Annotated in this window: 17 protein-coding genes; 1 reads left to right on the top strand and 16 read right to left on the bottom strand. The window is 40.2% G+C overall.

Translation table 11 applies throughout. The features are described from left to right. Positions 1 to 160: 160 nt before the first annotated feature. The 4 genes from MHI58_RS08720 to rny form a co-directional block, all read right to left on the bottom strand. Positions 161 to 3,214: an efflux RND transporter permease subunit gene (locus tag MHI58_RS08720; RefSeq protein ID WP_045035130.1), complete on the bottom strand. Its 3,054-nt coding sequence runs from the start codon at positions 3,212 to 3,214 to the stop codon at positions 161 to 163. Between the two features lie 203 nt (positions 3,215 to 3,417). Beyond that, the gene (gene spoVS, locus MHI58_RS08715; protein ID WP_003211281.1) at positions 3,418 to 3,678 is read right to left on the bottom strand and encodes a stage V sporulation protein SpoVS; all 261 of its coding nucleotides are present in this window, start codon (positions 3,676 to 3,678) and stop codon (positions 3,418 to 3,420) included. A gap of 202 nt (positions 3,679 to 3,880) precedes the next feature. Beyond that, positions 3,881 to 4,675 (bottom strand): TIGR00282 family metallophosphoesterase, encoded by a 795-nt coding sequence (locus MHI58_RS08710; RefSeq protein WP_019744184.1) that lies wholly within the window; start codon positions 4,673 to 4,675, stop codon positions 3,881 to 3,883. Positions 4,676 to 4,764: 89 nt separating this feature from the next. Continuing rightward, entirely contained in the window at positions 4,765 to 6,327 is a 1,563-nt protein-coding gene (gene rny, locus MHI58_RS08705) for a ribonuclease Y (RefSeq protein WP_003211958.1), read from the bottom strand. Positions 6,328 to 6,728: 401 nt separating this feature from the next. Between rny and MHI58_RS08700 the strand changes: the two genes are divergently transcribed. After that, on the top strand, positions 6,729 to 8,081 hold the full coding sequence (locus MHI58_RS08700; RefSeq protein ID WP_045035328.1) for an IS1182 family transposase: 1,353 nt from the start codon (positions 6,729 to 6,731) through the stop codon (positions 8,079 to 8,081). A gap of 115 nt (positions 8,082 to 8,196) precedes the next feature. Here MHI58_RS08700 and recA read toward each other — a convergent pair whose 3' ends face one another. From recA to MHI58_RS08640, 12 genes are all read right to left on the bottom strand, one after another. Continuing rightward, on the bottom strand, positions 8,197 to 9,240 hold the full coding sequence (recA, locus tag MHI58_RS08695) for a recombinase RecA (protein ID WP_007499478.1): 1,044 nt from the start codon (positions 9,238 to 9,240) through the stop codon (positions 8,197 to 8,199). A gap of 178 nt (positions 9,241 to 9,418) precedes the next feature. Next, a complete protein-coding gene (locus tag MHI58_RS08690; RefSeq protein WP_045034294.1) occupies positions 9,419 to 10,669 on the bottom strand; it encodes a competence/damage-inducible protein A in 1,251 nt (416 codons plus the stop codon). Positions 10,670 to 10,685: 16 nt separating this feature from the next. Then, complete coding sequence (pgsA, locus tag MHI58_RS08685) at positions 10,686 to 11,267, bottom strand: CDP-diacylglycerol--glycerol-3-phosphate 3-phosphatidyltransferase (protein ID WP_008344688.1); 582 nt, start codon at positions 11,265 to 11,267, stop codon at positions 10,686 to 10,688. A 73-nt stretch (positions 11,268 to 11,340) separates the two neighbouring features. Beyond that, on the bottom strand, positions 11,341 to 12,252 hold the full coding sequence (locus MHI58_RS08680) for a helix-turn-helix domain-containing protein (protein ID WP_045034293.1): 912 nt from the start codon (positions 12,250 to 12,252) through the stop codon (positions 11,341 to 11,343). Positions 12,253 to 12,275: 23 nt separating this feature from the next. Then, positions 12,276 to 13,067 carry a DUF3388 domain-containing protein gene (locus tag MHI58_RS08675; RefSeq protein WP_039166619.1) on the bottom strand — a complete coding sequence of 264 codons (792 nt, stop codon included), beginning with the start codon at positions 13,065 to 13,067 and terminating at the stop codon, positions 12,276 to 12,278. 131 nt (positions 13,068 to 13,198) lie between these two features. Next, positions 13,199 to 13,456, bottom strand: a complete 258-nt coding sequence (locus MHI58_RS08670; protein WP_003211590.1) for a DUF3243 domain-containing protein — start codon at positions 13,454 to 13,456, stop codon at positions 13,199 to 13,201. A 72-nt stretch (positions 13,457 to 13,528) separates the two neighbouring features. Further along, positions 13,529 to 14,257 carry an SDR family oxidoreductase gene (locus MHI58_RS08665; protein ID WP_024720382.1) on the bottom strand — a complete coding sequence of 243 codons (729 nt, stop codon included), beginning with the start codon at positions 14,255 to 14,257 and terminating at the stop codon, positions 13,529 to 13,531. 29 nt (positions 14,258 to 14,286) lie between these two features. Then, complete coding sequence (locus tag MHI58_RS08660; RefSeq protein ID WP_045034292.1) at positions 14,287 to 17,406, bottom strand: MMPL family transporter; 3,120 nt, start codon at positions 17,404 to 17,406, stop codon at positions 14,287 to 14,289. Beyond that, on the bottom strand, positions 17,384 to 17,860 hold the full coding sequence (locus MHI58_RS08655; RefSeq protein WP_024720380.1) for a MarR family winged helix-turn-helix transcriptional regulator: 477 nt from the start codon (positions 17,858 to 17,860) through the stop codon (positions 17,384 to 17,386). Before MHI58_RS08655 ends, MHI58_RS08660 begins: the two co-directional genes overlap by 23 nt. A gap of 151 nt (positions 17,861 to 18,011) precedes the next feature. Beyond that, positions 18,012 to 19,304 carry a pitrilysin family protein gene (locus tag MHI58_RS08650; RefSeq protein WP_045034291.1) on the bottom strand — a complete coding sequence of 431 codons (1,293 nt, stop codon included), beginning with the start codon at positions 19,302 to 19,304 and terminating at the stop codon, positions 18,012 to 18,014. Then, the gene (locus tag MHI58_RS08645; protein WP_041507269.1) at positions 19,301 to 20,581 is read right to left on the bottom strand and encodes a pitrilysin family protein; all 1,281 of its coding nucleotides are present in this window, start codon (positions 20,579 to 20,581) and stop codon (positions 19,301 to 19,303) included. Before MHI58_RS08645 ends, MHI58_RS08650 begins: the two co-directional genes overlap by 4 nt. Positions 20,582 to 20,726: 145 nt before the next feature. Further along, a complete protein-coding gene (locus MHI58_RS08640; RefSeq protein ID WP_041507270.1) occupies positions 20,727 to 23,843 on the bottom strand; it encodes an MMPL family transporter in 3,117 nt (1,038 codons plus the stop codon). Between the last annotated feature and the right edge of the window lie 242 nt (positions 23,844 to 24,085).

The raw sequence follows: 24,085 nt of genomic DNA, 5'->3' as shown, positions 1-24,085 counted from the left end.
ACCCCTTTGTTAAAAAACTTCTCCCAATCCGATCTTATCATGTCTTATTTTAGACGTAAATACCACTGTCTTTCAGGAGGAGACAAATGAACACTCCACATATTTTTTTAGATATTTTTCTAAAAAAAAAGCAAATCTCCTTTTATTCGGAGATTTGCTTTTAAGTTATCAGCGTTTTTTTTGAAACGGCTACATATAAAGCCGGCACAATCAGTAATGTCAGAATCGTTGAGAAAAAGACACCTGATACGATGCAGATCGCTAGCGGCTTAAAGAGTGGGTCATTACTTAAAGCAACGGGCATAAGAGCGACAAGTGCTGTAAATGCTGTCAGCAAAATAGGTCTAATCCTTGCTCTCCCCGCTTCAATCACAGCTGCCTGTTGATCGAGACCTTGCTTGCGCCGCTGTTCAATAAATTCAAACAAAACGACCGCATTTCGGACAACAATACCCGCCAATGAGACAATCCCCATTGTGGCCATAAAGCTAAACGGCGTTTGAGTGACAAATAGTCCAATAATGGCTCCGGATATCGCTAAGTAAACCGTTCCAAGAACTAAAAGCGGAAGCAGGAGTGAATTGAACTGGAAAGCGATGGTCACATAAATGAGCAGAAGGACTACCCCAAATAAGAGACTAATTTCAATAAAGAATTGGGTTTGATCTTCATTTTCTCCGCCCTGAGAAATGGTCAAATTGTTCGCCGCATCGCTTTTCCCAACTTCATTTACGACTTCCGTCATATCGTCTTTAAACGTATCTGATGTACCAGGATATGCCTTTAACGTGATCGTTGGCATCCCGTTTTCATGCGGAATGCTTTCAAATTGCTCTGTTTCTTTTTCGTTTACGTATCGGCTAAGCGGCTCAAGTTGAGGCATGCCACCCTCATTTGCACTCACAGGCACCTTGATGTCTTTTAGCTTCAGTCCGTTTTGATGTGTGCTCATGTCTTGTTTCACTACGAGATCGATGTCATCTGTTCCTTGTTTAAAGGTGCCTAATGGAATTCCTTCTGTGACAAGGCCAAGCTGTCTGCTGACAAACTGAGCAGTGAGCCCATCCTCTGCCATTCGGTCACGATTTAATTCAAATGAGATGGTTTTCACTGGTTGTTTGACATCGTCTGTGATCAGACTTGCTCCGCTTTCTTTCATTTCTTTTGTGAGCTTCTCTTTCACATCCACGAGCTTTGAAAATTGTTCTCCTGCAATGGTTACGGTCACAGGCGCTCCAGTTGGCGGACCTTGAACAATGGTTTTCATAAAGATATCAGCATCTTTAAATTTCTTTCGCAATGGCTCTGTCATACGATCGATCAATGCTTTGCTTGTCATCTGCTCATTGTCTACTCTGACAACAACCTGACCCGTATGATCACTTGCGTTTGAGATACTTTCATTAAACAAGTTCGGCACACCGCCGCCTGCAAAAATGGCCGTCTCTTCAATGCCTTTTTGCTGTTTGATCTCTTGTTCTATTTTCTCTAATGTGTCATTTGTTTTATCTAAGGTTGTTTCACTTGGAAGTGTCACAGTGACAACAACTTCTTTCTTATTCGCCGCAGGGAAAAACTCAAATGGTGTGGCGAAAATAAGCAAAAAGGCAAGTGTGGCAACGAGCAAACCACTTAATCCAATGAGAAGTGGCCGCTTCACGATGTTTGTCAGTACTCGATCTGCATAAAAATCAGCTAATCTTTTTAATGGTTTGCCTAAAAAGCCCGGTTCTTTTTGAATCTTCTTGTTCTTTCTTTTTCGGTTTGCTGTATATTGATACACTGGCACAAGTGTCAATGAAATGACCATTGACGCAAGTACAGTTGTGACTAGAACAGACGGTAACGCTCGAATAAATGAACCGTTCGCACCAGAAAGGAAAACAAGCGGCAAGAAAGCAAAGACAACAGCCAGCGTTGACGTCAAAATGGATCCAGCTACTTCTTTTACACCTGCAATTGTTCCTTTAAGCGGACTTTCGTATTTTTTCATCTGCCTCAAAATATTATCGTTGACGACAATGGCGTCATCTACAAGTATCCCTAGCGCAATGATAAAGCCAATAATTGAAATTTGATTAAGGTCCACTTGTAAAAAAGGCAGCGGGATGGTTCCGATCGTTATGGATAGCGGAATCGCAAGTGAAACGATAAACGCACCACCAATGGTTAGGCCAAGTGTGGTGACGACAATGACGGCGATGACGGCCACGATCGCTTCTTTGATTAAATTGTTAAAAATGGCATCTACTTCACTTTTTTGTGAATAGTAGTCTATCCAATCCGCACCATTTGGCAGCTCTTTCTCTTTTTCAATGACCGCACTGACTTTGTCATACATTTTAGGAATATCCAGTCCTGGCTTGATATTGACTGTAAATGAATAGGCTGGCTTTCCGTTATATGAAACGATATCACTTTTCTCTTTTTCTACTTCTTTTAAACGACCAAGCTCACCGATTGTAACAGGCTGTCGGCTCGTTTTTGAGAAAATCTCAATCTTTTTCATTTGATCTAAACGATCATAGGCATCAATGGACAGCTTGACCTTTTCTCCATCTGACTGGACGTCACCTAGAGGGGATGTGTCAAATTCTTGATTGATGGCATTTGTGACATCGGTCACGTTTAACCCGTTATCCTCCAGTTTACTTGAATCCAAGTTCAATATTGCTTGTTTGTCATTGAACCCTTTGATGACAACACCATCAACACCTTTGATGTCCTCCACTTTTTCTTTTAACGCACGCAGCGATTCCTGACTTTTTGCTAAATCAGATGAGTTACTTGCTACAATCATATAAGAACCAACTGGCACATTGCCAAACTCATCCTTTACATCTGGCTCCATCACACCATCTGGAAAAGAAGAGGCGGCATTTGTGGTTTCACTCTTGATTTGACTTGCCACCTTTTGAAAATCGGCTTGATCATCAATTTCAAGCACAATATTTGAGAAACCAATGGCAGAAACAGAGCTTGTCTTCTCTACACCATTGATATCAGAAATGGCCGACTCGAGTTTATTGGTGACATCACTTTCTACCTGTTTTGCATCAGCACCAGGGAAAACAGTCGAAATGGTTACAATATTTGCTTGAAACTCTGGCAGTTCTCGTTTAGGAAGCTGTGTAAACAAATAACCTCCAGCAATGAGAACGATAAAAAATAAAATAAAAACAAGCTTTCCTCTTTTTAAAAAAGCTTCAATCATTATTTCACCTACTTAAATATTTATTTTTGATGAAGTATTTTCAACTTAATCTTAATTTATCATCATGGTGAAAAAATGCAAGCTCTAATATGTCATTTTCTATCTATTTTGTGAAAGAAATATGTTATATGAGAAATGTATAGCGGTAAACAAAAACAACCTGCTTACATGATGTAAGCAGGTTGAAAATAATAAAATTAGAATTATCGTGGTTCAACAATCAGTTTGATTGCTGTTCTTTCTTCTCCATCGATAAGAATGTCAGTAAAGGCTGGAATGCATATCAAATCCACTCCGCTAGGCGCAACAAATCCCCTTGCAATGGCGACAGCCTTGACCGCCTGATTCAGTGCTCCAGCGCCGATAGCCTGTATTTCCGCTGCACCGCGTTCACGTAAAACGCCGGCTAATGCTCCTGCTACTGAATTTGGATTTGACTTTGCTGAAACTTTTAAAATTTCCATTTTTGCTCCCCCTTAAATTTACAATGGATAAGTGAGTGTTCATTAGAACAATCTTTGTTAGATGTTGCTATTTTTTTGAAAATCCATCCCCAAAATGTTTTTCAAAAATAGCAGGCTACCTACCATTTTTACTATATTCACGATAGAGGGCGCATATTCCTTCTTTCTGATTAATATTTTTCTGAAATAAATATGTGAATATTTATTCAAAGAAAATATGGTCATCATTTATCAAAATTCGATCAATTTTGACAGCTTTTTTCGACGGTTCGTCAATTTCTACGATCACTGCACTTAATGTCGTGCGGCCTTCTGCAATTTCAAAACGGACAGGGAGGCTCGTTTTAAATCGTTTAATAATCGTTTCCCGATCAACACCTAAAATACCGTCATAAGGACCAGTCATGCCAACATCCGAAATATAAGCAGTTCCTTTTGGCAAGACACGGTTATCTGCTGTTTGAACATGTGTATGCGTTCCAACGACACATGATGCACGGCCATCTGTATACCAACCCATTGCTTGCTTTTCACTTGTGGCTTCACCATGAAAATCAATAAAAATAAACGGTGTACGTTTTGAAGCTTCTGCTATGAGCTCATCTACTTTTTGAAATGGGCAGTCAATCGGAGGTAAAAATGTGCGGCCTTGCAAGTTGATGACAGCTAGTTCTTTACCTTGTTTTTTAATAAAAGTGAGCCCTTTACCTGGTGTACCTTGCGGGAAGTTTGCCGGACGAACAATATGGGGTGCATCATCGATGAAATCGAAAATGTCTCTTTTATCCCATGTATGGTTCCCCATCGTGAGCACATCAGCCCCAGCTTGAAGCAGCTCGTGATAGATTTTTTCAGTAAGACCTTTCCCATGAGCCGCATTTTCTCCATTGACAATCGTAAAGTGTGGCTGGTATTTTTTCTTTAGCTTTGGCAAGTATTCTTTCAGTGTATCTCTGCCAGGTGAACCAACGATATCTCCAACAAATAATATTTTCATACGTTTTGAACCCTTTCTCTTATAAAATGATCTTCTTATCAGTGTTGCATATTTACACAAAAAAATAAAGCGGCGCTAAGCGCACCGCTCTATTTTGCATACTCTACTGCGCGAGTTTCTCGAATAACTGTCACTTTAATGTGACCAGGGTAATCGAGCTCGTCCTCAATCCGCTTACGAATATCCCTTGCTAGACGGTGAGCTTCAAGATCATTAATTGAATCTGGCTTCACCATAATACGCACTTCACGTCCAGCTTGTATCGCAAACGATTTTTCAACACCTTCATAAGATTCAGAGATGTCTTCTAATTTCTCAAGTCTCCGAATGTAATTTTCAAGCGTCTCACTTCTTGCACCAGGGCGTGCTGCAGATAATGCATCGGCTGCCGCAACAAGAACAGCGATAATAGATGTCGGTTCTTGGTCACCATGGTGAGATGCAATACTGTTGATGACAACAGGATGCTCTTTATATTTCGTCGCAAGCTCAACGCCAATTTCCACGTGGCTTCCTTCTACTTCATGATCAATGGCTTTTCCAATGTCATGCAGAAGACCTGCTCGTTTTGCAAGCTTTGCATCTTCTCCAAGCTCTGAAGCCATGAGACCTGCAAGATGTGCAACCTCAATTGAATGCTTCAGGACATTTTGTCCATAACTTGTACGGAATTTTAAGCGACCGAGAATTTTGATGAGATCCGGATGCAAACCGTGAACTCCGACTTCAAATGTCGTTTGCTCACCCATCTCGCGGATATAATCATCGACTTCACGGCGTGATTTTTCCACCATTTCTTCAATTCGTGCAGGATGAATACGTCCATCCTGGACTAGCTTGTCCAGAGCTATCCTCGCTGTTTCACGTCTTATCGGATCAAAGCCCGATAAGATAACAGCTTCAGGTGTATCATCAATGATCAGGTCAATACCTGTTAACGTTTCTAACGTACGGATATTTCGTCCCTCACGTCCGATAATACGACCTTTCATCTCATCATTTGGAAGATTGACTACAGATACTGTTGTTTCAGCTACATGATCAGCTGCACAACGCTGTAACGCAAGTGAAAGAATGTTTTTCGCTTTTTTATCAGCCTCTTCTTTCGCCCGGTTTTCAGATTCTTTCGTCATGACTGCAATGTCGTGGGAAAGCTCATTTTCAACTTGATCCAGAATGATTTGTTTCGCTTCATCTCGAGTTAGACTAGAAATACGCTCCAACTCAGCTTTCTGCAAACGAATCATATCATCCACTTTGCTTTCCATCTCTTCAATATGTTGTTGTCGTTCATTCAGAGAATGATCTCTCTTCTCCAACAGGGACTCCCGTTTATCTAAAGATTCGTCCTTGCGATCAAGGTTTTCCTCTTTTTGAAGTAAACGGTTTTCTTGTCTTTGAAGCTCATTACGTCTTTCACGAACTTCTTGCTCCGCCTCTACACGAAACGAATGAATTTCATCTTTCGCTTCTAAGAGCGCTTCTTTCTTCAATGCTTCCGCATCACGCTTTGCATCCTCAACAATTTGTTCGGCCATGTTTCTTGCGCCGGATATTTTTGCTTCTGCAATGGTTTTACGAACAAAGTAGCCAACAACTAAACAGATTAGGCTCAGCAAAATGGAGATGATCGTAAACATCGTAGGCGACATATTTTCACCTCCTCTTGCTATGAACTTGGTTTTACAAATAAAGTGTCGGCATGTACATTGTTTTGTGTCTCAACATACAGGGCCTTCACAGGGAATGAGATCCTCACTGCCCTTGTCAAGTTTAAATTAGTTATCAATCATGTTAAGAAAAACAAGTGATACATTCCCATTGTAATTGTGTCGGAAATACTTGTCAAGCTAGTCAGACTAAGGCGTAAGTCGTTATTTCAAGCAAAGACAGAACTTTTGACCCGCTAGCTGTTATGTAATTGTAAAAAAAAGACGCTTTTCAGCGTCTTCAGGCTGTCGAGAAAATCTCGACAGCTTTATTTTTTCCCTTAAATTTTCCACTACCCCATTTTATAATAGAGAAAAGCATACTAAAGGAAGGTGTTTTTCTCATGTTCCACACTAGAAATTCTTCTCAGCACGAAGCCGAATTTGTATTACTAGATCAACTGGTCGAAGAGGATCACCTGCTTCGTAAAATTGATCAATACATTGATTTTTCATTTATCATAGACAAAGTAAAACCATATTATAGTGAGAATAAAGGTCGTCCTTCTCTCGATCCACTCATTTTGTTCAAAATGATGTTCATCGGATACCTGTATGGTATCCGTTCTGAAAGACAACTTGAAAAAGAAATTTACTATAACATGGCGTATAGATGGTTTTTAGGTTTGAACATCAATGACCCCGTTCCTCATCACTCGACCATTAGCTGGAATCGTCGTACTCGATTCAAAGATACAACGATTTTTCAAGACATTTTCGACGAGATCGTGCTTCAAGCTATCAATCATGATATGGTAGGAGGCCGCGTTCTTTTTACTGACTCCACTCATCTTAAAGCCAATGCCAATAAACATAAATATACGAGAAAAACGATTGAGCAGGATACCCAGAACTATATAAATGATTTAGAAGAAGCGATCCAAGAAGATCGGGTGGCACACGGAAAAAAGCCCTTAAAGGTAAAAGAGGAGGTGAAAACGGAAAAAGACATTCGTCAAAGTACGACTGATCCTGAAAGTGGCTATCTTTATCGTGAAAACAAACCGGAAGGCTTTTTCTACCTAGACCACCGTACAACGGATATGAAGTACAATATCATCACGGATGCCCACATCACGCCCGGTAATGTCCATGATTCTGTTCCGTATCTTGATCGGTTGGATCACCAAATCGCACGATTTGGTTTTCAAGTAGAAGCTGTTGCCCTTGATTCTGGTTATTTGACGACCCCAATCTGTAAAGGTTTATCAGATCGCCGTATTTTTGGTGTCATCGCACATAGACGCTTTCATCCAACAAGAGGTTTATTTGAGAAGTGGAAATTCAAGTATGACTCTGAACATGATCATTACATATGCCCAAATGGTGAGAAGCTATTATATACAACAACTGATCGAAAAGGTTATAGGTTCTACAAATCAGATCCTAAAAAATGTACATCGTGTCCTTTCCTTGAAAGATGCACAAGGTCGAAAAATCATCAAAAAGTCATCTCAAGACACATATGGGAAGAACATAAAGAAAAGATCAGACAAAATCGTCTATCTGTCTCTGGAAAAGAGCTATATAAAAAAAGAAAAGAAAAAATAGAGCGAAGCTTTGCAGATTCAAAACAACTGCACGGGCTTCGCTACTGCCGGTTGAGGGGAAAACAAAATGTGAGTGAGCAAGTTCTTCTCACAGCTGCCTGTCAGAACATGAAGAAGATTGCCACACATCTAGCGAAGCTAGGTTAGGTGTGTGGGAGGCCTTTTTCATTCAATCTCATCCATCATCATTACGATGAAAATAAAAAAGATTGTAGAAAAACATGAGTTTCTCTACAATCTGAAGACGCTTTTCAGCGTCTTTTTAGTCATTCAATTCCAATTCTTCTTGTCCTTCTTCGTCAGTTGATTTCACTCCGTTTGTATCCAAACCATAGTGCTCCCTGATCTGCTCCTGAATCATAAGAAGAATGTCTTTATTCTCTTTTAGGAATTGCTTCGCATTTTCACGTCCTTGTCCAAGACGTTCCTCTTGATAAGAATACCAAGCCCCGCTCTTTTGTACGATATCTAGTTCGCTTCCAAGGTCGATGATTTCTCCCTCTTTCGAGATACCTTCACCGTACATAATGTCTACTTCGGCAATACGGAATGGCGGTGCCACTTTGTTTTTCACAACTTTAATTCTCGTTTTGTTCCCCATGATGTCGTTCCCTTGTTTCAACTGTTCAGCACGGCGTACTTCTAAACGAACAGATGAATAGAACTTAAGTGCACGTCCACCAGGCGTTGTTTCAGGATTACCAAACATAACCCCTACTTTTTCACGAATTTGGTTAATAAAGATCGCAATTGTTTTTGATTTGTTGATAGCACCAGATAGTTTACGAAGTGCTTGAGACATCAAACGTGCTTGAAGACCAACGTGTGAATCTCCCATGTCTCCTTCGATCTCTGCTTTTGGTACAAGAGCAGCTACTGAGTCAATGACAACAATATCAACTGCACCACTACGAACAAGTGCTTCTGCAATTTCAAGTGCTTGTTCTCCTGTATCCGGCTGAGAAAGTAACAACTCATCAATATTGACACCTAATTTTTGAGCGTAAACTGGATCTAGCGCATGCTCCGCATCGATAAATGCAGCTTGTCCTCCCTGCTGCTGAACCTCAGCAATCGCATGAAGTGCTACTGTCGTTTTACCAGAACTCTCTGGACCATATACTTCAATAATACGGCCGCGAGGGTACCCACCTATTCCAAGCGCAGTATCAAGTGCTAACGAACCACTAGGTACTGTTGAAATACGTGTATCTGTTTGCTCTCCTAGTTTCATAATAGAGCCTTTACCAAACTGTTTTTCTATTTGTTTAAGAGCCATATCTAAGGCTGCTTGACGATCACTCATTCTATTGTTTCCTCCTTTATCAATTCCACTATCTATACTATACCTTGTTTTACGTCATTTGCCAAGAAAAAAACGAACACATATTCGATTTTTTCTTGGCAGATTATTTAAGAAAAGAGCTGTTTCTATTAGAAAAAACTCTCTTTTATATAGGAGTAAACCTCATAAAAAAACAAAATTAACTATCTTTTAATAATTTGAGAAGGTGGTGCAAACCATATTTCACAGCACGCTTGCGAATGCCTGATCGACTGCCAGTAAACATCCATTCAAACACGTCTGTCTGGTCTTTTGTCGATAGCCCGATAAATACTTTTCCAACCGGCTGTCCTTCGTGTGGTTCAGGACCTGCCACACCTGTAAAGCTAATACCGATATCGCTTCCCGTCAGTTTTCTAACGCCTTCTGCGAGCTCTAACGCACACTCTTTGCTGACAGCACCATGAGAAGACAATGTTTCTTCACGGCAGCCCAGCACTTGCTGCTTGACTTGATTTGTGTAACAAACCACACTGCCGTTTAAAATGGATGATGCCCCTTCGAGATCTGTCAGCCACTCTGAAAACATACCACCAGTCAGGCTTTCAGCCGCTGCTACTGTTTTCCCGTGTTCATGCAAGGCCTTTGAAGCTTCAAAGGCAAGAGATGTATTACCATATCCGTAGAAGTACTCGCCGACCCGTTCTAAAATTTGTGCTTCTGTTTCTTTTAACAGACGCTCTGTTTCTTTTTCATCCTCATGCTTGGCTGTCAGCCTTAGCGTCACTTCCCCGTCAGCTGCAAGCGGTGCAATCGTTGGATTGGTCTGTGCATCAATTAAATCTTCAAGATCTGTTTCCAGCTGAGATTCACCGATGCCAAAGAAACGCAAGACAACAGACACGATTTTTTCCTTTAGGCCGAGTTTTTCAGAAATAAGCGGCTTCGCTTCGTTTTCAAACATCGGGTGCAATTCACTTGGCGGTCCAGGGAGCAGAATGTAAAACGTATCTCCCTCTTGTATAAACATACCAGGTGCCATTCCGAAACGGTTTACGAGCACATCAGATCCCTCTAGAACGAGCGCCTGTTTACGGTTGTTCGGCGACATATCGCGTCCGGTTTTACGGAAGTATTCTTGAATAGACTCAAATGCTTCTTCATTTAGCACAAGCTCTTTACCGAGCGTACTCGCAATGGTTTCTTTTGTTAAATCGTCTTTCGTTGGTCCAAGACCACCTGAGAAGATAATAAAATTCGATCTTTCCTGTGCCACTTGAATGGCCTTTTTTAAACGCTCTGGATTGTCACCAACTGCTGTGTGGTAATAAACATTCACACCAATTTCAGCTAGTTGTTTGCTGATGAATTGTGCATTCGTATTCGTAATTTGCCCTAGCAAAAGTTCGGAACCGACTGCAATAATTTCTGCTTTTCTCTCTGACTTCAAAGCGTACACGTCCTTTTTAGTTAGAATTCTTTAAGGCTTCCCAGTTTTTCGCAAAGTAATCCCATCCTGAGACAACAGTGAAGAACACCGCTACCCACATGGCAAGATCACCAAAAGGGAATGATACAAGTTCAAACGGCAGGTTATGCAAAAGAAGTGCCGAAATCGCAATGATTTGCGCCCACGTCTTCACTTTTCCAAGCATATTGGCTGCGACCACTTCACCGCCTCCAGCTAAGACAAGCCTTAGGCCCGTTACAGCAAATTCACGGCTAATGATCACAATTGCCATCCATGCCGGTGTGAGATTGTATTGAACAAGTATAATTAAAGCCGCTGAAACAAGCAATTTATCTGCAAGCGGATCTAAAAATTTACCAAAGTTTGTGACTAAATTGAGCTTACGTGCATAGTAACCATCAATCCAGTCGGTTGTCGAAGCGACAATAAACAAGATCGCTCCAACAAGGTGAGTGACTTCGATGCTGACGTCACCAAAGCGCGCAACACCCCAATCTAATGGAGCAAGCATAATCAACATAAACACAGGAATCAAGGCGATCCTAGAAAGAGTAATTTTATTCGGTAAGTTAAACATGAATTCCAATCCTCCAATAAAGCATTTTTTTATGTATATAATAGTAGGAACAAAAGAAAAGTCATCTACTTGCTTAAGATGACTTTTCCTTTCCTTTATTCACAATCACAATGTTTTGTGTCATGGTGTTTTTAGGGTCTAATTCGTACTTCAGCGTTTCGTCATTGACTTTAATATCGATTCCCGATGCATTTCCTAAGCGGATATCGACTTGGGAAAGATCAGTCAAGTCTGTTTTAAACGATTCGCCATCTTTCAATTCACCCATCTTCAGCACTTTTCCAGATTCGTCTCTCACACGAAGCCATGAAGCTTGTGAGGCAGAAATGGTTAGCTCCATCTCTTCTGCACCTGATACTTCATACGTAGTCGTAGAACCCTCTGTATCCGTCGCCTTCAAAGAAACATCTTCATCGTCTTTAGATGAATCCTTTGAGGAATCGTCTTTTTCAGATGATTTTTCTTGATCATCTGACGAAGCTTTATCCTTTTTCTTTTGATCCTTTGCAAGCGATGAATCCTCAGACACTTCGTATTTTGATTCTGATTGCTGAGGAGCCGCCTGATTATTTTTTTGTCCGCTATCATGATTAACCGCTTGAACGATCACATAAATGATAGCGATCACCACAAGGATCCCTCCAATGATTAAAATCGTCGGAAGCAGCTCTAGTACCTTTGAGGCAGGCTTTGGCAGCTCTCTTTGCGGTTTAATATTTGATAATTTATCAGACACTTCATCGTTATACGTACTTGGTACATCTTTACGAAACTCTTCGAACAATTGTTCAGGATTCAGTCCAACGGCTTCGGCATATTGTTTAATAAACGCTCTGACGTAAAATTTACCTGGAATGATATCATAATTTCCTTGTTCTATTGCTAGCAAATAGCGCTTTTGGATTTTGGTAGCCGCCATCAGATCCTCCAGCGACATCCCTTTTTCCTCTCTGGCCTCAACGAGCCGTTTTCCCAATTCAGTCAAAACAAACACCTACCATTACCATATTAAAAATCGAAGCCAGAAAAACCAGAATGATCAAACACTTGTGGTTCTTCAGCGTGCTCGTATGTAATTTCTTCGTCTGCACTATTACGCAATTCAATGATGTAGTCGAAATCATCCATTGTATATTCTGAATTTTGAATAAAGATATCTGGATGCTCTACCACCTTTGTAGCAGGCAGTCTCATAATTTCTCTTAAAAGCTGCAAGTGCTTTTCAGAACCTCTTCTTGTCGACACAATCCCATCAATAATAAAGACGTTATCTGGGCTGTATTCATCTGCAATCAGCTGACTGCGAATGGTCTGTTTCAAAAGAGTCGACGATACAAACAGCCATCTCTTACTTGCACATACACTTGAAGCAACAATTGATTCTGTTTTTCCAACCCGCGGCATTCCGCGAATTCCAATCAATTTATGTCCTTCTTTTTTAAATAATTCAGCCATAAAATCAACAAGTAGACCAAGCTCGTCCCTTTCAAAACGGAACGTCTTTTTGTCATCCGCATCACGCTGAATGTATCTTCCATGACGAACAGCTAAACGGTCACGAAGTTTTGGCTGTCTTAGTTTCGTTACTTTTATCGTTTCCATTGTATTTAAAATTGATTCAAGGCGCTTAATTTGTTCTGTGTGGTCACAGCGAAGAAGCATGCCGCGTCTTGATACATCAACACCATTAATTGTCACAATATTAATTGAAAGCATCCCCATTAAAGAAGAAATGTCTCCTAAAAGTCCGGGACGGTTCACCTGTATCTCATATTCAAAATACCATTCGAGCTTTGCCAAATGATATTACCCCCTTCATTGTGGCAAATTTTTACCTTCCTTTATCATAAAGCATTTTCACATTTTTAGAAAGCACAATGTTGTGAAACAGTTAAAATAAAAAGAGAGGCACAAACGACCCCTCTTTTTGTTTAGTGCGAGCTATTATTTTCAACCAGTTTGACCATCATATTGGCAATTGCGCGCTGCTCATCTTCTGATGCGACGCTCCAAAGGTCAGCAAGTACTCTTTCTTGCTCATTCTTTGCTTCAACTTCATTAGCCAGGTATCCGCCAATTTCATACGCAAGGTTATTGATAGTATCATCTTTTAAGCCTTTATCCTGCGCATGATTTAAACGGTCTCCTAAAAAGTTTTTCCAATGGTCCCAGTTCTCAAGTACTGACATGTCGATTCCTCCATTCGAAAAGATGAATTACAGCCATAGCTTTTGTCATGGAGTGACGAATTATACACGTTTTTAACAGTACCAGCCGCCATTAACGGATAAAATTTGACCTGTCATATAACTTGACTGCTTTGAGGCGAGAAACCAAATGACATCGGCTATCTCTTCAGGTGCGGCAAGACGGCCGAGCGGAATCTCCTCTTCCATCATCGCAAGGTCTTCTTGTGTGAAGCTTTTCATCATATCAGTTTGAACAGCACCTGGTGAGACTGCATTTGCTCTAATTCCACTTGGGGCAAGCTCTTTGGCAAGCCCTTTAATGAAAGCATTTTGAGCACCCTTGACCATACTATACAGTACTTCACACGAGGCACCCGTTTCCCCCCATATCGAGCTAACTGCAATAATATGACCTGACTTTTTTTGGATCATGGCAGGCAAAATAGATTGGGTAAGCTCATAAGGACTTGTCACATGAAGCTGCACCATGCTGGCTAGATCTTCTTTTTCAGTATCTGTCACTAAACCAACATGACTCTTTCCGCTATTTAAAACAAGAATATCTGGATCAAGCGGCAGGCGGCTGACAAGCTCTGCTGCTCCGCCTGTTTTCGCTAAATCAGCTTGGACGACGTGCGTTTCTACTTGATATGTTTCTTTGAGATCAGCGGAAAGACGACTAGCCGCTTGTTCATTTTGATGATAATGGAGCATCAGATGGCAGCCTTCTTGGGCAAGCTTTTTAGCTGTCGCCTGCCCAATTCCGCCACTGGCACCAGTAATCAGTGCCCAACGACTCATACTTTGTTCCTACTTTCTTTATGGAATCCTTATTCTTTTCGTTTAAATGGGAACCAATTCGCTGATCCGAACAATTTGACCATCACAGGTACGAACAATGGTAGCACAACGAGCGCATACAATAAAAGCCCTGTGAGAACAAGTGTTGCAATCTGTAAGAGTGACAATACACCTGATGGCAGCATCGCTGCAAATGTTCCTGCCAAAATGACGGCAGCAGACATAATAACAGATCCCATATTTTTCATTGATTCAGTCATGGCAAACTGGATGTCTTTCGTTTTGTATTCATTGAAACGTTCCATTAAGAAAATCGAATAATCGACTCCTAGTGCCATTAAGATGACAAAGCCAAAGAATGGAACAGCCCAGTTGATGCCCGGATATCCGAAGAAATGGGTGAAAATAAATTCTGTTACACCAATAGCGGTAAAGTACGTTAAAATCAGCGATCCAACTAAGTAAAGCGGCATCACGAGAGAACGGAAGAGAATCACTAGTATTAAGAAAATACCGATCATCATGTAAAAAACCGTCTTATTGAAGTCTTGGTCTGACAGCTGTTTTAAATCAGCGTTCATACTTGATACACCAGATACGCCAAATGAAACATCTTTTAGGTTTGTTTCAGGAAGTGCACGTTTGACGGAAGCCTCTACTTGTTTAATCGTTTTCATGGCGTCGTTTCCATATGGATTGTCTTCTAAGATGACGTCAATCTTTGTCATCTTGCGGTCATCAGACATATAGGAATCGAACACTTGCTTGAAAGCTTTATTTTTTAGGACATCTTTTGGAATAAACCAACCGGCCATGTCTTGATCTGGTGCGTTTTTCAGTTCATCTAAGTAGTCTCCTGCACCCATTAAGCCGTTTGAAATTTTCTCAAGACCGTCGACACTTTTGTTTAGACCATCTGTCAGCTTGGTCAGATCGTCACCAAAGCCGCCAATTTTTTCTTTCATTTGTTTTTGACCATGAATGATGTCGCCGGCTCCATTTGCAAGTTTAGGCATACTATCAGCTAACTGTCCTTGGCCTTTAGACGTTTGATCTAGCCCGTTTTCAATGGCTTCTAAGCCAGCAATTAGCTCATCAATTTGATTTGTAAACACTTTTTGCTGCTCTGAAGCTTTTGCGATAAAAGCATCTGCTGCTTCAAGCTGTTTTTTTGCTTCTTTTGCTTGTTTTGCATAGCTGTCTGCCTGTTTAGCGCCTTCTTGCAAGGTAGTAGAAAGTTCGTTATATGAAGCTTTGATGGCTTGATATGATTGGTTTTCTTTCACTTGCGGAATTTGCTGCTCAAGTGTACTGAACTGTTTATTTGCTTGACTGATCAAAGCTTTCACATCCGCTGCGGCAGAGGATGACGTATCGACTTGTGCCAATGCTGCTTTTAATTCTTTGGAAATGCTTTTATACAGTGCCACTTGCTGATTCACTTGTTCGACTTGATCTGTTAATTCCTTTTTCGCACCCTTTATTCTTTCTTTAATTTCAGAAACACCTTTTTTGTTTTGATCGATATAGGTTTGCAGTTCTCTCATCGATTTTTCGACGTTTTGAATACCTGATTTTACGGATTCGGTTCCAGAAATCAATTTGTTAATGCCTTTTCCAGATGATTTAATTTGTGGTGTTTGATCCTCGATTGATTTACTCATGGTTGTAAGAGCATCTTGGATCTTTTTCAACCCTTCGTTACTTTTATCAAGCCCGTTATTTAGCTCTTTGGCTTGAGATTTCACGTACAGATCATTCAGTCCTTTTCCAACAGGGCGTGTCGCACTTCTTACTTTACTCACGCCATCTGTTTGTTCAATGGCGCGGCTTAGTTTTTCAACAGCAATCAGACCTTCGTTATTGTCTAAAAGATCGGATGATTTCACGACAACGGTTGCTGGAAGGGCTTCACCTGGTCCAAATTTGTCAGAGATCGTATTAAATGCATTGACGGATTCGTATTTATTGCCGATTTCGTCTAGGTTGTTATATGAAAGTGTTCCTTTATACATAAGAATCGCTGGAAGGGTAATAATTGCAACGATTAGCAAGCTGAGAAGTGGTTTCTTAAATGAAAAACGACCGGCTGTTTCCCACATTTTCGATTGCGGGTGGGCAATATCGCCTTTGATCGGCCAAAATAACACTTTTCCTAAAACCGCCATAAAGAATGGAACGACAGTGAGCAGTGCCACAATTAACACGGCGACACCAACCGCCACGGCGACAGCTGATTTATACAGTTGGAATTGGGCTAAACCGATACACGTAAAACCAATGAGGACAGCAATTCCGCTGAATAAAACGGTTTTACCTGCCGTCTTATATGTTGTAATAATCGCCTCAATCTTATCTTTTCCGTGAGATAGTTCTTCTTTAAACCGGCTTAGCAACAGGATGCAGTAGTCGGTTCCAATCCCAAACATGATGGCGACCATAAAAATTTGGGTAAAGGTCGAGAGCGGAAAATCAACATACTTTACTAGGTAAGCCACAATGGATTGGCTGACCAAATAGGAAAGCGCCACAGCCACTAAAGGAACGAACGGTGCCACTGCGGATCTAAAGACAAGCACAAGAACAATTAAAATAAACCCAATTGTAATGAATTCCGTTTTTTTCAGACCTTCTTGTGAGCTTGTGATGACATCATCGTCGATTAGCGGCTGCCCTGTCATTTCAAATTTCAGGTTCAGGCTCTTAAGCTTTTCATTGACTCTTTCTTTAAAATCGGATGCTTTGATTTTGTTCGAGTCGTATGTAACTGGAACAAGAAGTGTTGTTTGATCTTTAGAGAGCATCTGTTTTTTGATATCTTTGTTTGCATCAAAATAAGAAGTGATGTCTTCAACATGGAGATCTTGATCCTTTTCTAAAATCTCCATCGCTTTCTTTAAAGAGGCTTCTCTTTCTTTGACGATATCCTTTCCTTGAAAGACAATGACGATTGATTTTTCCGTATCCCCATTTTCAGACATGTTCTTTAATAATTGATCGGCGTAGGAAGAGGGATAACCATCTGGAACAGAAATCTGCCCTTTTTCTTTTGTTAATTGCGCCATATTAGGGGCGGTGATTAATAATACAGCCGCTAGTACGACCCAAAGGATCGTGATCAGCCATCTACCCTTTATGATTGCTCTCATTACTATGTTGTGCCTCCTCTTCGATGATAATTTGATAAATCTTTTCATATGTTTGAATAAATGATTCGATTTCTTTTTCATCAAATTTTTCTAAATATGACCGAACAAGATCCTGAAGCTGCTTTTCCATTCGGCTGACCACTTCTTTTCCTTCGGGTGTCACATAAAGATGAACGTTTCTTCGATCAGCTTGATCATGCTCTCGATAAATATAATCTTTATTAAAAAGACGATTGGTCATGGATGTCACAGCACTTTTGTTGACATTACATTCGATGGCAAGGTCTGTTGATGTACATCCTGGGTGTAAATTGATGTATCGAAGCGAGTAATATTGATCAAGTGTCAGTTCTTTATCGAGCTTTTCCGTGATCATACTCGATACTTTTTTTTCCATCATGAGATAGACGTCCGCATATCTCTGGATGAGCTGGGCAATTTTATTTTGTACCATATGCTACTCCTTTAGTTTGATTGTTTAACTATTAAAGAGTTTAACTAATTACTGAAACAATTGTCAATCAATATCTTCGCATATAAAGCGCTTTCTTTAGCTGGACACAAAAAAGACAAACTCTTATACGTTGAGTTTGTCTTTTTTTCATTTATTTTGCTTTCGGTACGACTTTAAAAACTGACATTCTTTCTTCATCAATTTCTTCGTCTAAGATTTGCTGAATATCTGTTAATTGGATTTGCTCCAGTACTGGCACGACATCAAATAAGCTCATTTCTAAGAATGCGTATCGAGTGAATTGATTGGCGATGTACTCTGGGGAGTTCATAGCTTTTAAAAAGCTGCCAATTTTTTTCTTGCGCGCAAGTTCAATCTTTTCTTCTGTGATCAGGCTTTTTGCTTGAAGAAGCGTTTCTTTTAATTCATCTGCGAGTTGATCAGGGTCATTTGTGTCTCCGCCAACTGAAGTGAAGCCAAAACCGCCTTCTTCCGTATAATCGTAACTGAATGTCTCATCAATCAAGCCTTTTTCATACATACGCTCGTATTGCAGAGAACTTTTACCAAACAATGTCTCTAAAATAAGATTCATGCCAAGCTCATGTTTGAGGAGCTGTTTTCCTTTTTTATGCGGGTTTTTCGTTTTCAAACCAAACATACATTTAGAACCTTGTACATTCATTTTCAGTTCGTATTCTTTTCGGTATACACGATCAGGTTCATTGATCTCTTTCCGCTGAATATCCGGCTGATCGGTAAATGGTTTTTTTGCCTGATTCGCTCTTACTTGGTCTAAAATTTGCGCCGGATCAACAGGACCCACTACAAAAAGAAGCATATTGCTTGGGTGATAGAACGTTTCGTAGCATTCATATAAATGGTCTTTCGTAATTGGCGCAATGCTTTCAACGGTTCCAGCAATATCAATTCTCACTGGGTGCTCTTGATAGAGGTTTTCGATCAGACCAAAGAATAAACGCCAATCTGGATTGTCATCATACATGTTGATTTCTTGACCAATGATGCCTTTTTCTTTTTCGACCGTTTTTTCAGTAAAATAAGGCTCTTGCACAAAATCAATGAGTGTTTCAAGATTCTGTTCGACATTTGAGGTGCTTGAGAATAAGTAAGCTGTTCTCGTAAATGTCGTAAAAGCATTTGCGGATGCTCCTTGTTTACTAAATGTATGAAACACATCTCCATCTTCTTTTTCAAACAGCTTGTGCTCTAAGAAATGGGCAATTCCATCAGGCACTCGGATCATGTCTTCTTTGCCAAGCGGCACAAATTCATTGTCGACAGAACCGTATTTTGTTGTGAAGGTTGCATAGGTTTTGTTAAACCCTTGCTTTGGCAGTACATAGACGTCAAGTCCGCTATCCATTTTTTCGTGATAGACCGTTTCTTGCAGCTGGTCGAATTGAATTGTTTTCACTGTCATGAAGCACCCTCCGTTCCTTTAAGAAAATAGGTCGTATCCCATTCGATTTTTTGACCCACTTTGATGATGTCCTCTTTTGTCACTCTGTCTAACGCTTCTAAAAAGGAATCGAGGCTCTCCCCTGTTGGCACGACGGCATGCTGATATAAGTATTCCGCTGTTCCATAAGACGTATCAATGGTTTCGAGTAGCTGATTTTTGACGACAGCCTTTGTCTGTTCAATTGCTTCATCAGAAAAATCGCCTTTTTGCATGGCATCAAATTGTTCTTTGATGATGTCTACTGCCTGCTGATAGTTGCCGACTTCAATTCCTGACATGACCATCATCAAACCTTTAAAGCTCTCAAGTCTAGAGACTGCATAGTACGCAAGACTTGCTTTTTCCCGCACATTGATAAATAGCTTTGAATGAGAGAAGCCGCCGAATATGCCATTAAACAAATGCAGCGCCGGATAATCTTCATCTGCTATCGTTGTATGTGTGCGAAAGCCAATGTTCAGCTTTCCTTGTTTTACGTCCTCTTCATCAATGACTTCTTTTGGCTCTATTTGTGATCTTGATGATTCGGTATTTTGTTTGACCGGCTCTCTTTCACTTGTTTTAAAGTATTGCGAGACCATTCGATTGATATCTTGTTCATCAACGTCTCCTACAACATAGAGATCCAGCTGGTTGGACTTAAGTGCATGCTCGTATGCTTTAAAGAGCGCTTCTGACGTAATCGCTTCGACGTCTTCCATTTCACCATTAACGTGCAGTGCATATGGCTCACCTTTACACATTTCCTGCACAAGTCTTAAGTTTGAATAGCGCATTTTGTCATCATAAACGGCTTGAATGCGCTGTTTCAATGTTCGTTTTTCTTGCTCAACATACAATTCATGAAATACTCCGTTTTCCACGTACGGGTGGAATAAAAGTTCAGAAAGTAAGGCAATCCCTTTTTCTAGTAAAGGGGTTTGATCCTTTAAATATTTTTCATTCGCCATTTCTAGACGGAAGGTAATGATGTGATTTTCACCTTTTTTCGCCATGTCTGCGGAAACGGTCGCCCCATAGAGCTCGTCGAAATATGCACGAAGCTCTCCCGTTTTCGGCATTTTTTCTGTTCCTCTTAAAAGCACATGCGGGAAAAGAGAACGCATGGTGACGTCATCTTTGGATAAAGGCGCAAGCATTTTAAAAAGGATCGTCACGGTTTTAAATTTTTCTGTTTTGACAATATGAGTATGAAGACCAGGTGTATCAAATGTCTTCTCTTGTAAGTACTTCATGAGAAACCTCCTTTGTTCATCCTATTTATTATGTATTAGAACATAGCTGATATATACGTGAAACAGCCATTTAATAGTCATTATATCAATCAGAGGAAAGGATAGGAAATAAAAACGCCTCTGCTAAAAGCAGAGACGCAGGTTGTTATTTCATTCTAAACGGCCACCAATTCCATTTTCCAAAGATGCGAACCATGACCGGGATAAAGAGTGGTAGAACAACAAAAGCATATAATAAAAGTCCAATGAGTACGACCGTTGCAATTTCAACTAATGATAATACACCCGATGGCAGCATCGCAGCAAAAGTACCCGCTAAAATAGCAACTGCTGAAATAATGACGGACCCCATATTTCTCATCGCTGATATCATGGATGCTTGAACATGCTCTCCCTTCCATTCATTAAAGCGATCCATCAGGAAGATCGAATAATCAATGCCAAGGGTCACAAGGATAACAAAGCTGAAAAATGGAACAGCCCAGCTGACACCATCGTAGCCAAAGAATGTTTTGAAAATCCATTCTGTTAAGCCAATGGATGTAAAATACGTTAATATGAGTGAAAGTGTTAAGTATATCGGCATGACGATTGACCTTAGTAATAAAACTAAAATAATAAAGATACCAATTAACATGAAAATAACCGTTCTGATAAAGTCACCGTCTGACGTTTCTTTTAAGTCAACATTTAAACTGGAGATACCAGATACACCGTAATTGGCATTTTTCAAACCACTTACAGGTAAATATTGATCAAGGGTTTCTTCGATTTTTGCTACACCTTTCATTGCTTCATTGCTGTATGGATTTACATTTAAAATTACTTCAAAGGTTGTTAATTTGCGATCTGGGGACATATACGTATTAAATATTTTCTTAAACTCATGGCGTTTCAATACTTCTTCTGGTATAAACCAGCCCGTTACTTCTTCATCTGGTGCTTCCTGAAGCTGTTTTAAGTAGCTGTCTGCCTCGGTAAAGCCGCTTTTTACTTGCTCAAGTCCGGAAATACTTTCATCTAATCCATCTGTTAATAGTGATAGTTTAGATGATAGCTGGTTAAACCCTTTTTTCACGGCTTTTTGGCCATCTGTCAGCTGATCTGCGCCATCTTCAATTTTAGGCATTTCTTTGATGAGCTGTTTTTGGCCTTTATTCGTTTCATCAAGACCATCATAAATTTGATCTAGACCTGTCATCAGCGCCTTTACTTGTTGTTTGATTTCTTTTTGCTTGCTTGAGAACGTTTGAATGACTTGATCTGCTTTCTTGATCTTTTGTTTAAAGGCAGATGCTTCCTCTTCATAGACACTCATTTGCTCTCCAGCTTGATCGAGCATTCCTTTTGTGTCTTTGAATACTTTTTTGATTTCTTTATATTCATTCATGTCTTTGATTTCTGGAAGCCGGTTTTCAAGCCCTTCAAATGATACGTTTTCATAGGATTGTTTCACTTTTTTAATCGTTGTCATCAGCTGCTCATTTGATGTTGCGTGACCTTCCAGTGTGCTTACGACTCGTTCAAGATCTTGAATCATGGTTTCACTTCTGCGATATTCTTGCTCTAATTCTTTTTTCGCTTGTTTGATTTCAGTGCGAATGGTTCCTACGCCCTCTTTACTGCGCCTCACACCATCCTCTAAAGAAATGAGTGATTTCCTCACTTCTCCGATACCGCCTTTGATGGCTTTTGTCCCATCAATCAATTGATCAATCCCTTTAGCGGATTCTTCAATTTTTGGTTTTTGTTTGAGAAGTGCTAAGTTTGTTTCGGTCAAGCCATCTGTAATTTTCCCGATGCCCTCGTGACCTTTCCCAAGCTCTCCTCCCAGCTCTTTCGCTTGAGAGGTAACGTAGAGCTGACTTAACCCGTCTCCAACTGGGCGAGTGACACTGCGAACCGCTTTCACTTCCTCAATGTCATTTAACTTACGGGTCAGTTTTTCAATCATGACAATCTTTTCTTGATTATCGAGCTCATTGTCACTTTCGACAAGCACATTCAGCGGCAGCGCTTCACCAAAGCCAAATTGCTCAGATATCGTATTAAATGCAGACACTGACTCATACTTTGTCCCAATCTCATTTAAACTATTATAAGAAAGAGTGCCGTCATACATCAGAATCGGAGGAACAGTGATGAGTGCAACTACACCTAAGCTGATGAGCGGTCTTTTAAATGAAAAGCGCCCAGCCCATTCCCAAATCTTACTTTGTGGATGATGAATGTTTTCTCTTTTAGACGGCCAAAAAAGGGATTTTCCGAAAACCGACATAAAAAAGGGAACGATTGTGACAAGTGCAATGAGCAGGATGCCAACGCCTACGGCAACGCTGACGGCTGATTGGTACAATTGGAATTTTGCGAAACCAATACTTGAGAAGCCGACTAACACAGCTAAGCCGCTGAAAAAGACTGTTTTCCCTGCACATTGATACGTGATGATAATCGATTCTTTGACATCACGCCCCTGACCAATCTCCTCTTTAAAACGGCTTAAAAGTAATATACAATAATCCGTTCCTATACCGAACATAATAGCTACCATAAAAATCTGAGTGAAATTAGAAATAGGAAATGGTGTATATTCTACGAGAAAAGCCACAATACACCGGCTGACAGCATAAGAAATGCCAATCGTAATAAGCGGAACAACAGGTGCCAGTATCGATCTGAATACAATTATTAAAATAAAGAAAATAAAAATCATCGTGATAAGTTCAGTTTTCTTCAGACCTTGTTGAGAGCTTTTAATGACATCTGAGTCCACAAATTTTTGACCTGTCATTTCATATGAGACGTTGTAGGGCTTTAAAACTTCCTCAATTCGTTCTTTAACCTTCACAGCTTTTGTTTCGTAGTGGTCGAATTTGAATGGAACAAGAAGTGTACTTTTATCCTTTGATAAAAGTTGTTTTTGAATGTCACGATCTACATGAAAATACGAAGTAATTCCGTCAATGTGGAGTTCTGGGGCATGTGTCATGAGTGCAGCTAAAGCCTTTTTTAATTCCTGCTCTTTGGCAGGGAACAAATGTTGTTCGGAGAATACAATCACACCAGTATCTTTTTTCCCATTATGATCTGAAAGCTTATCCAATAAGTGAAGTGCCTCAGCTGTTGGTGTCCCCTCTGGAACCTTTAACTGCCCTTTTTCTCTTGTTAATTCCTCTAAATCGGGCGCAGTAATAAACAGAATCACAGCTGTTATCATCCACACCATTAATACAATCCATCTTGCTTTAATTATTTGCAACATAGCTGCTTCAAGCTCCTTCTAGTTCATCAATCAATTTGCTGTTTTTGAGCGTGTCTGAAGTGCTGACTTCGTCTCCTTCAACGTGCTAATGGCAGGATGACCTATTCAATTGTCCTTTCGTGTTGAAGAAACGCATATCCATCATCAGCCACGAGCTCAATTTCTGCCTTAAAACAAAGGCAGAAAATGAATGTTTTTGAACACCTCCTATTTGGGATAATTTAAAAGATATTACTATACAT

Origin of the sequence: Bacillus sp. FSL K6-2869, from assembly GCF_040869405.1 — a bacterium.
GTDB lineage: Bacteria > Bacillota > Bacilli > Bacillales > Bacillaceae > Bacillus > Bacillus altitudinis.
The sequence above is the reverse complement of the archived record's forward strand: the minus strand, read 5'-3'. Positions and strand labels throughout refer to the sequence as shown.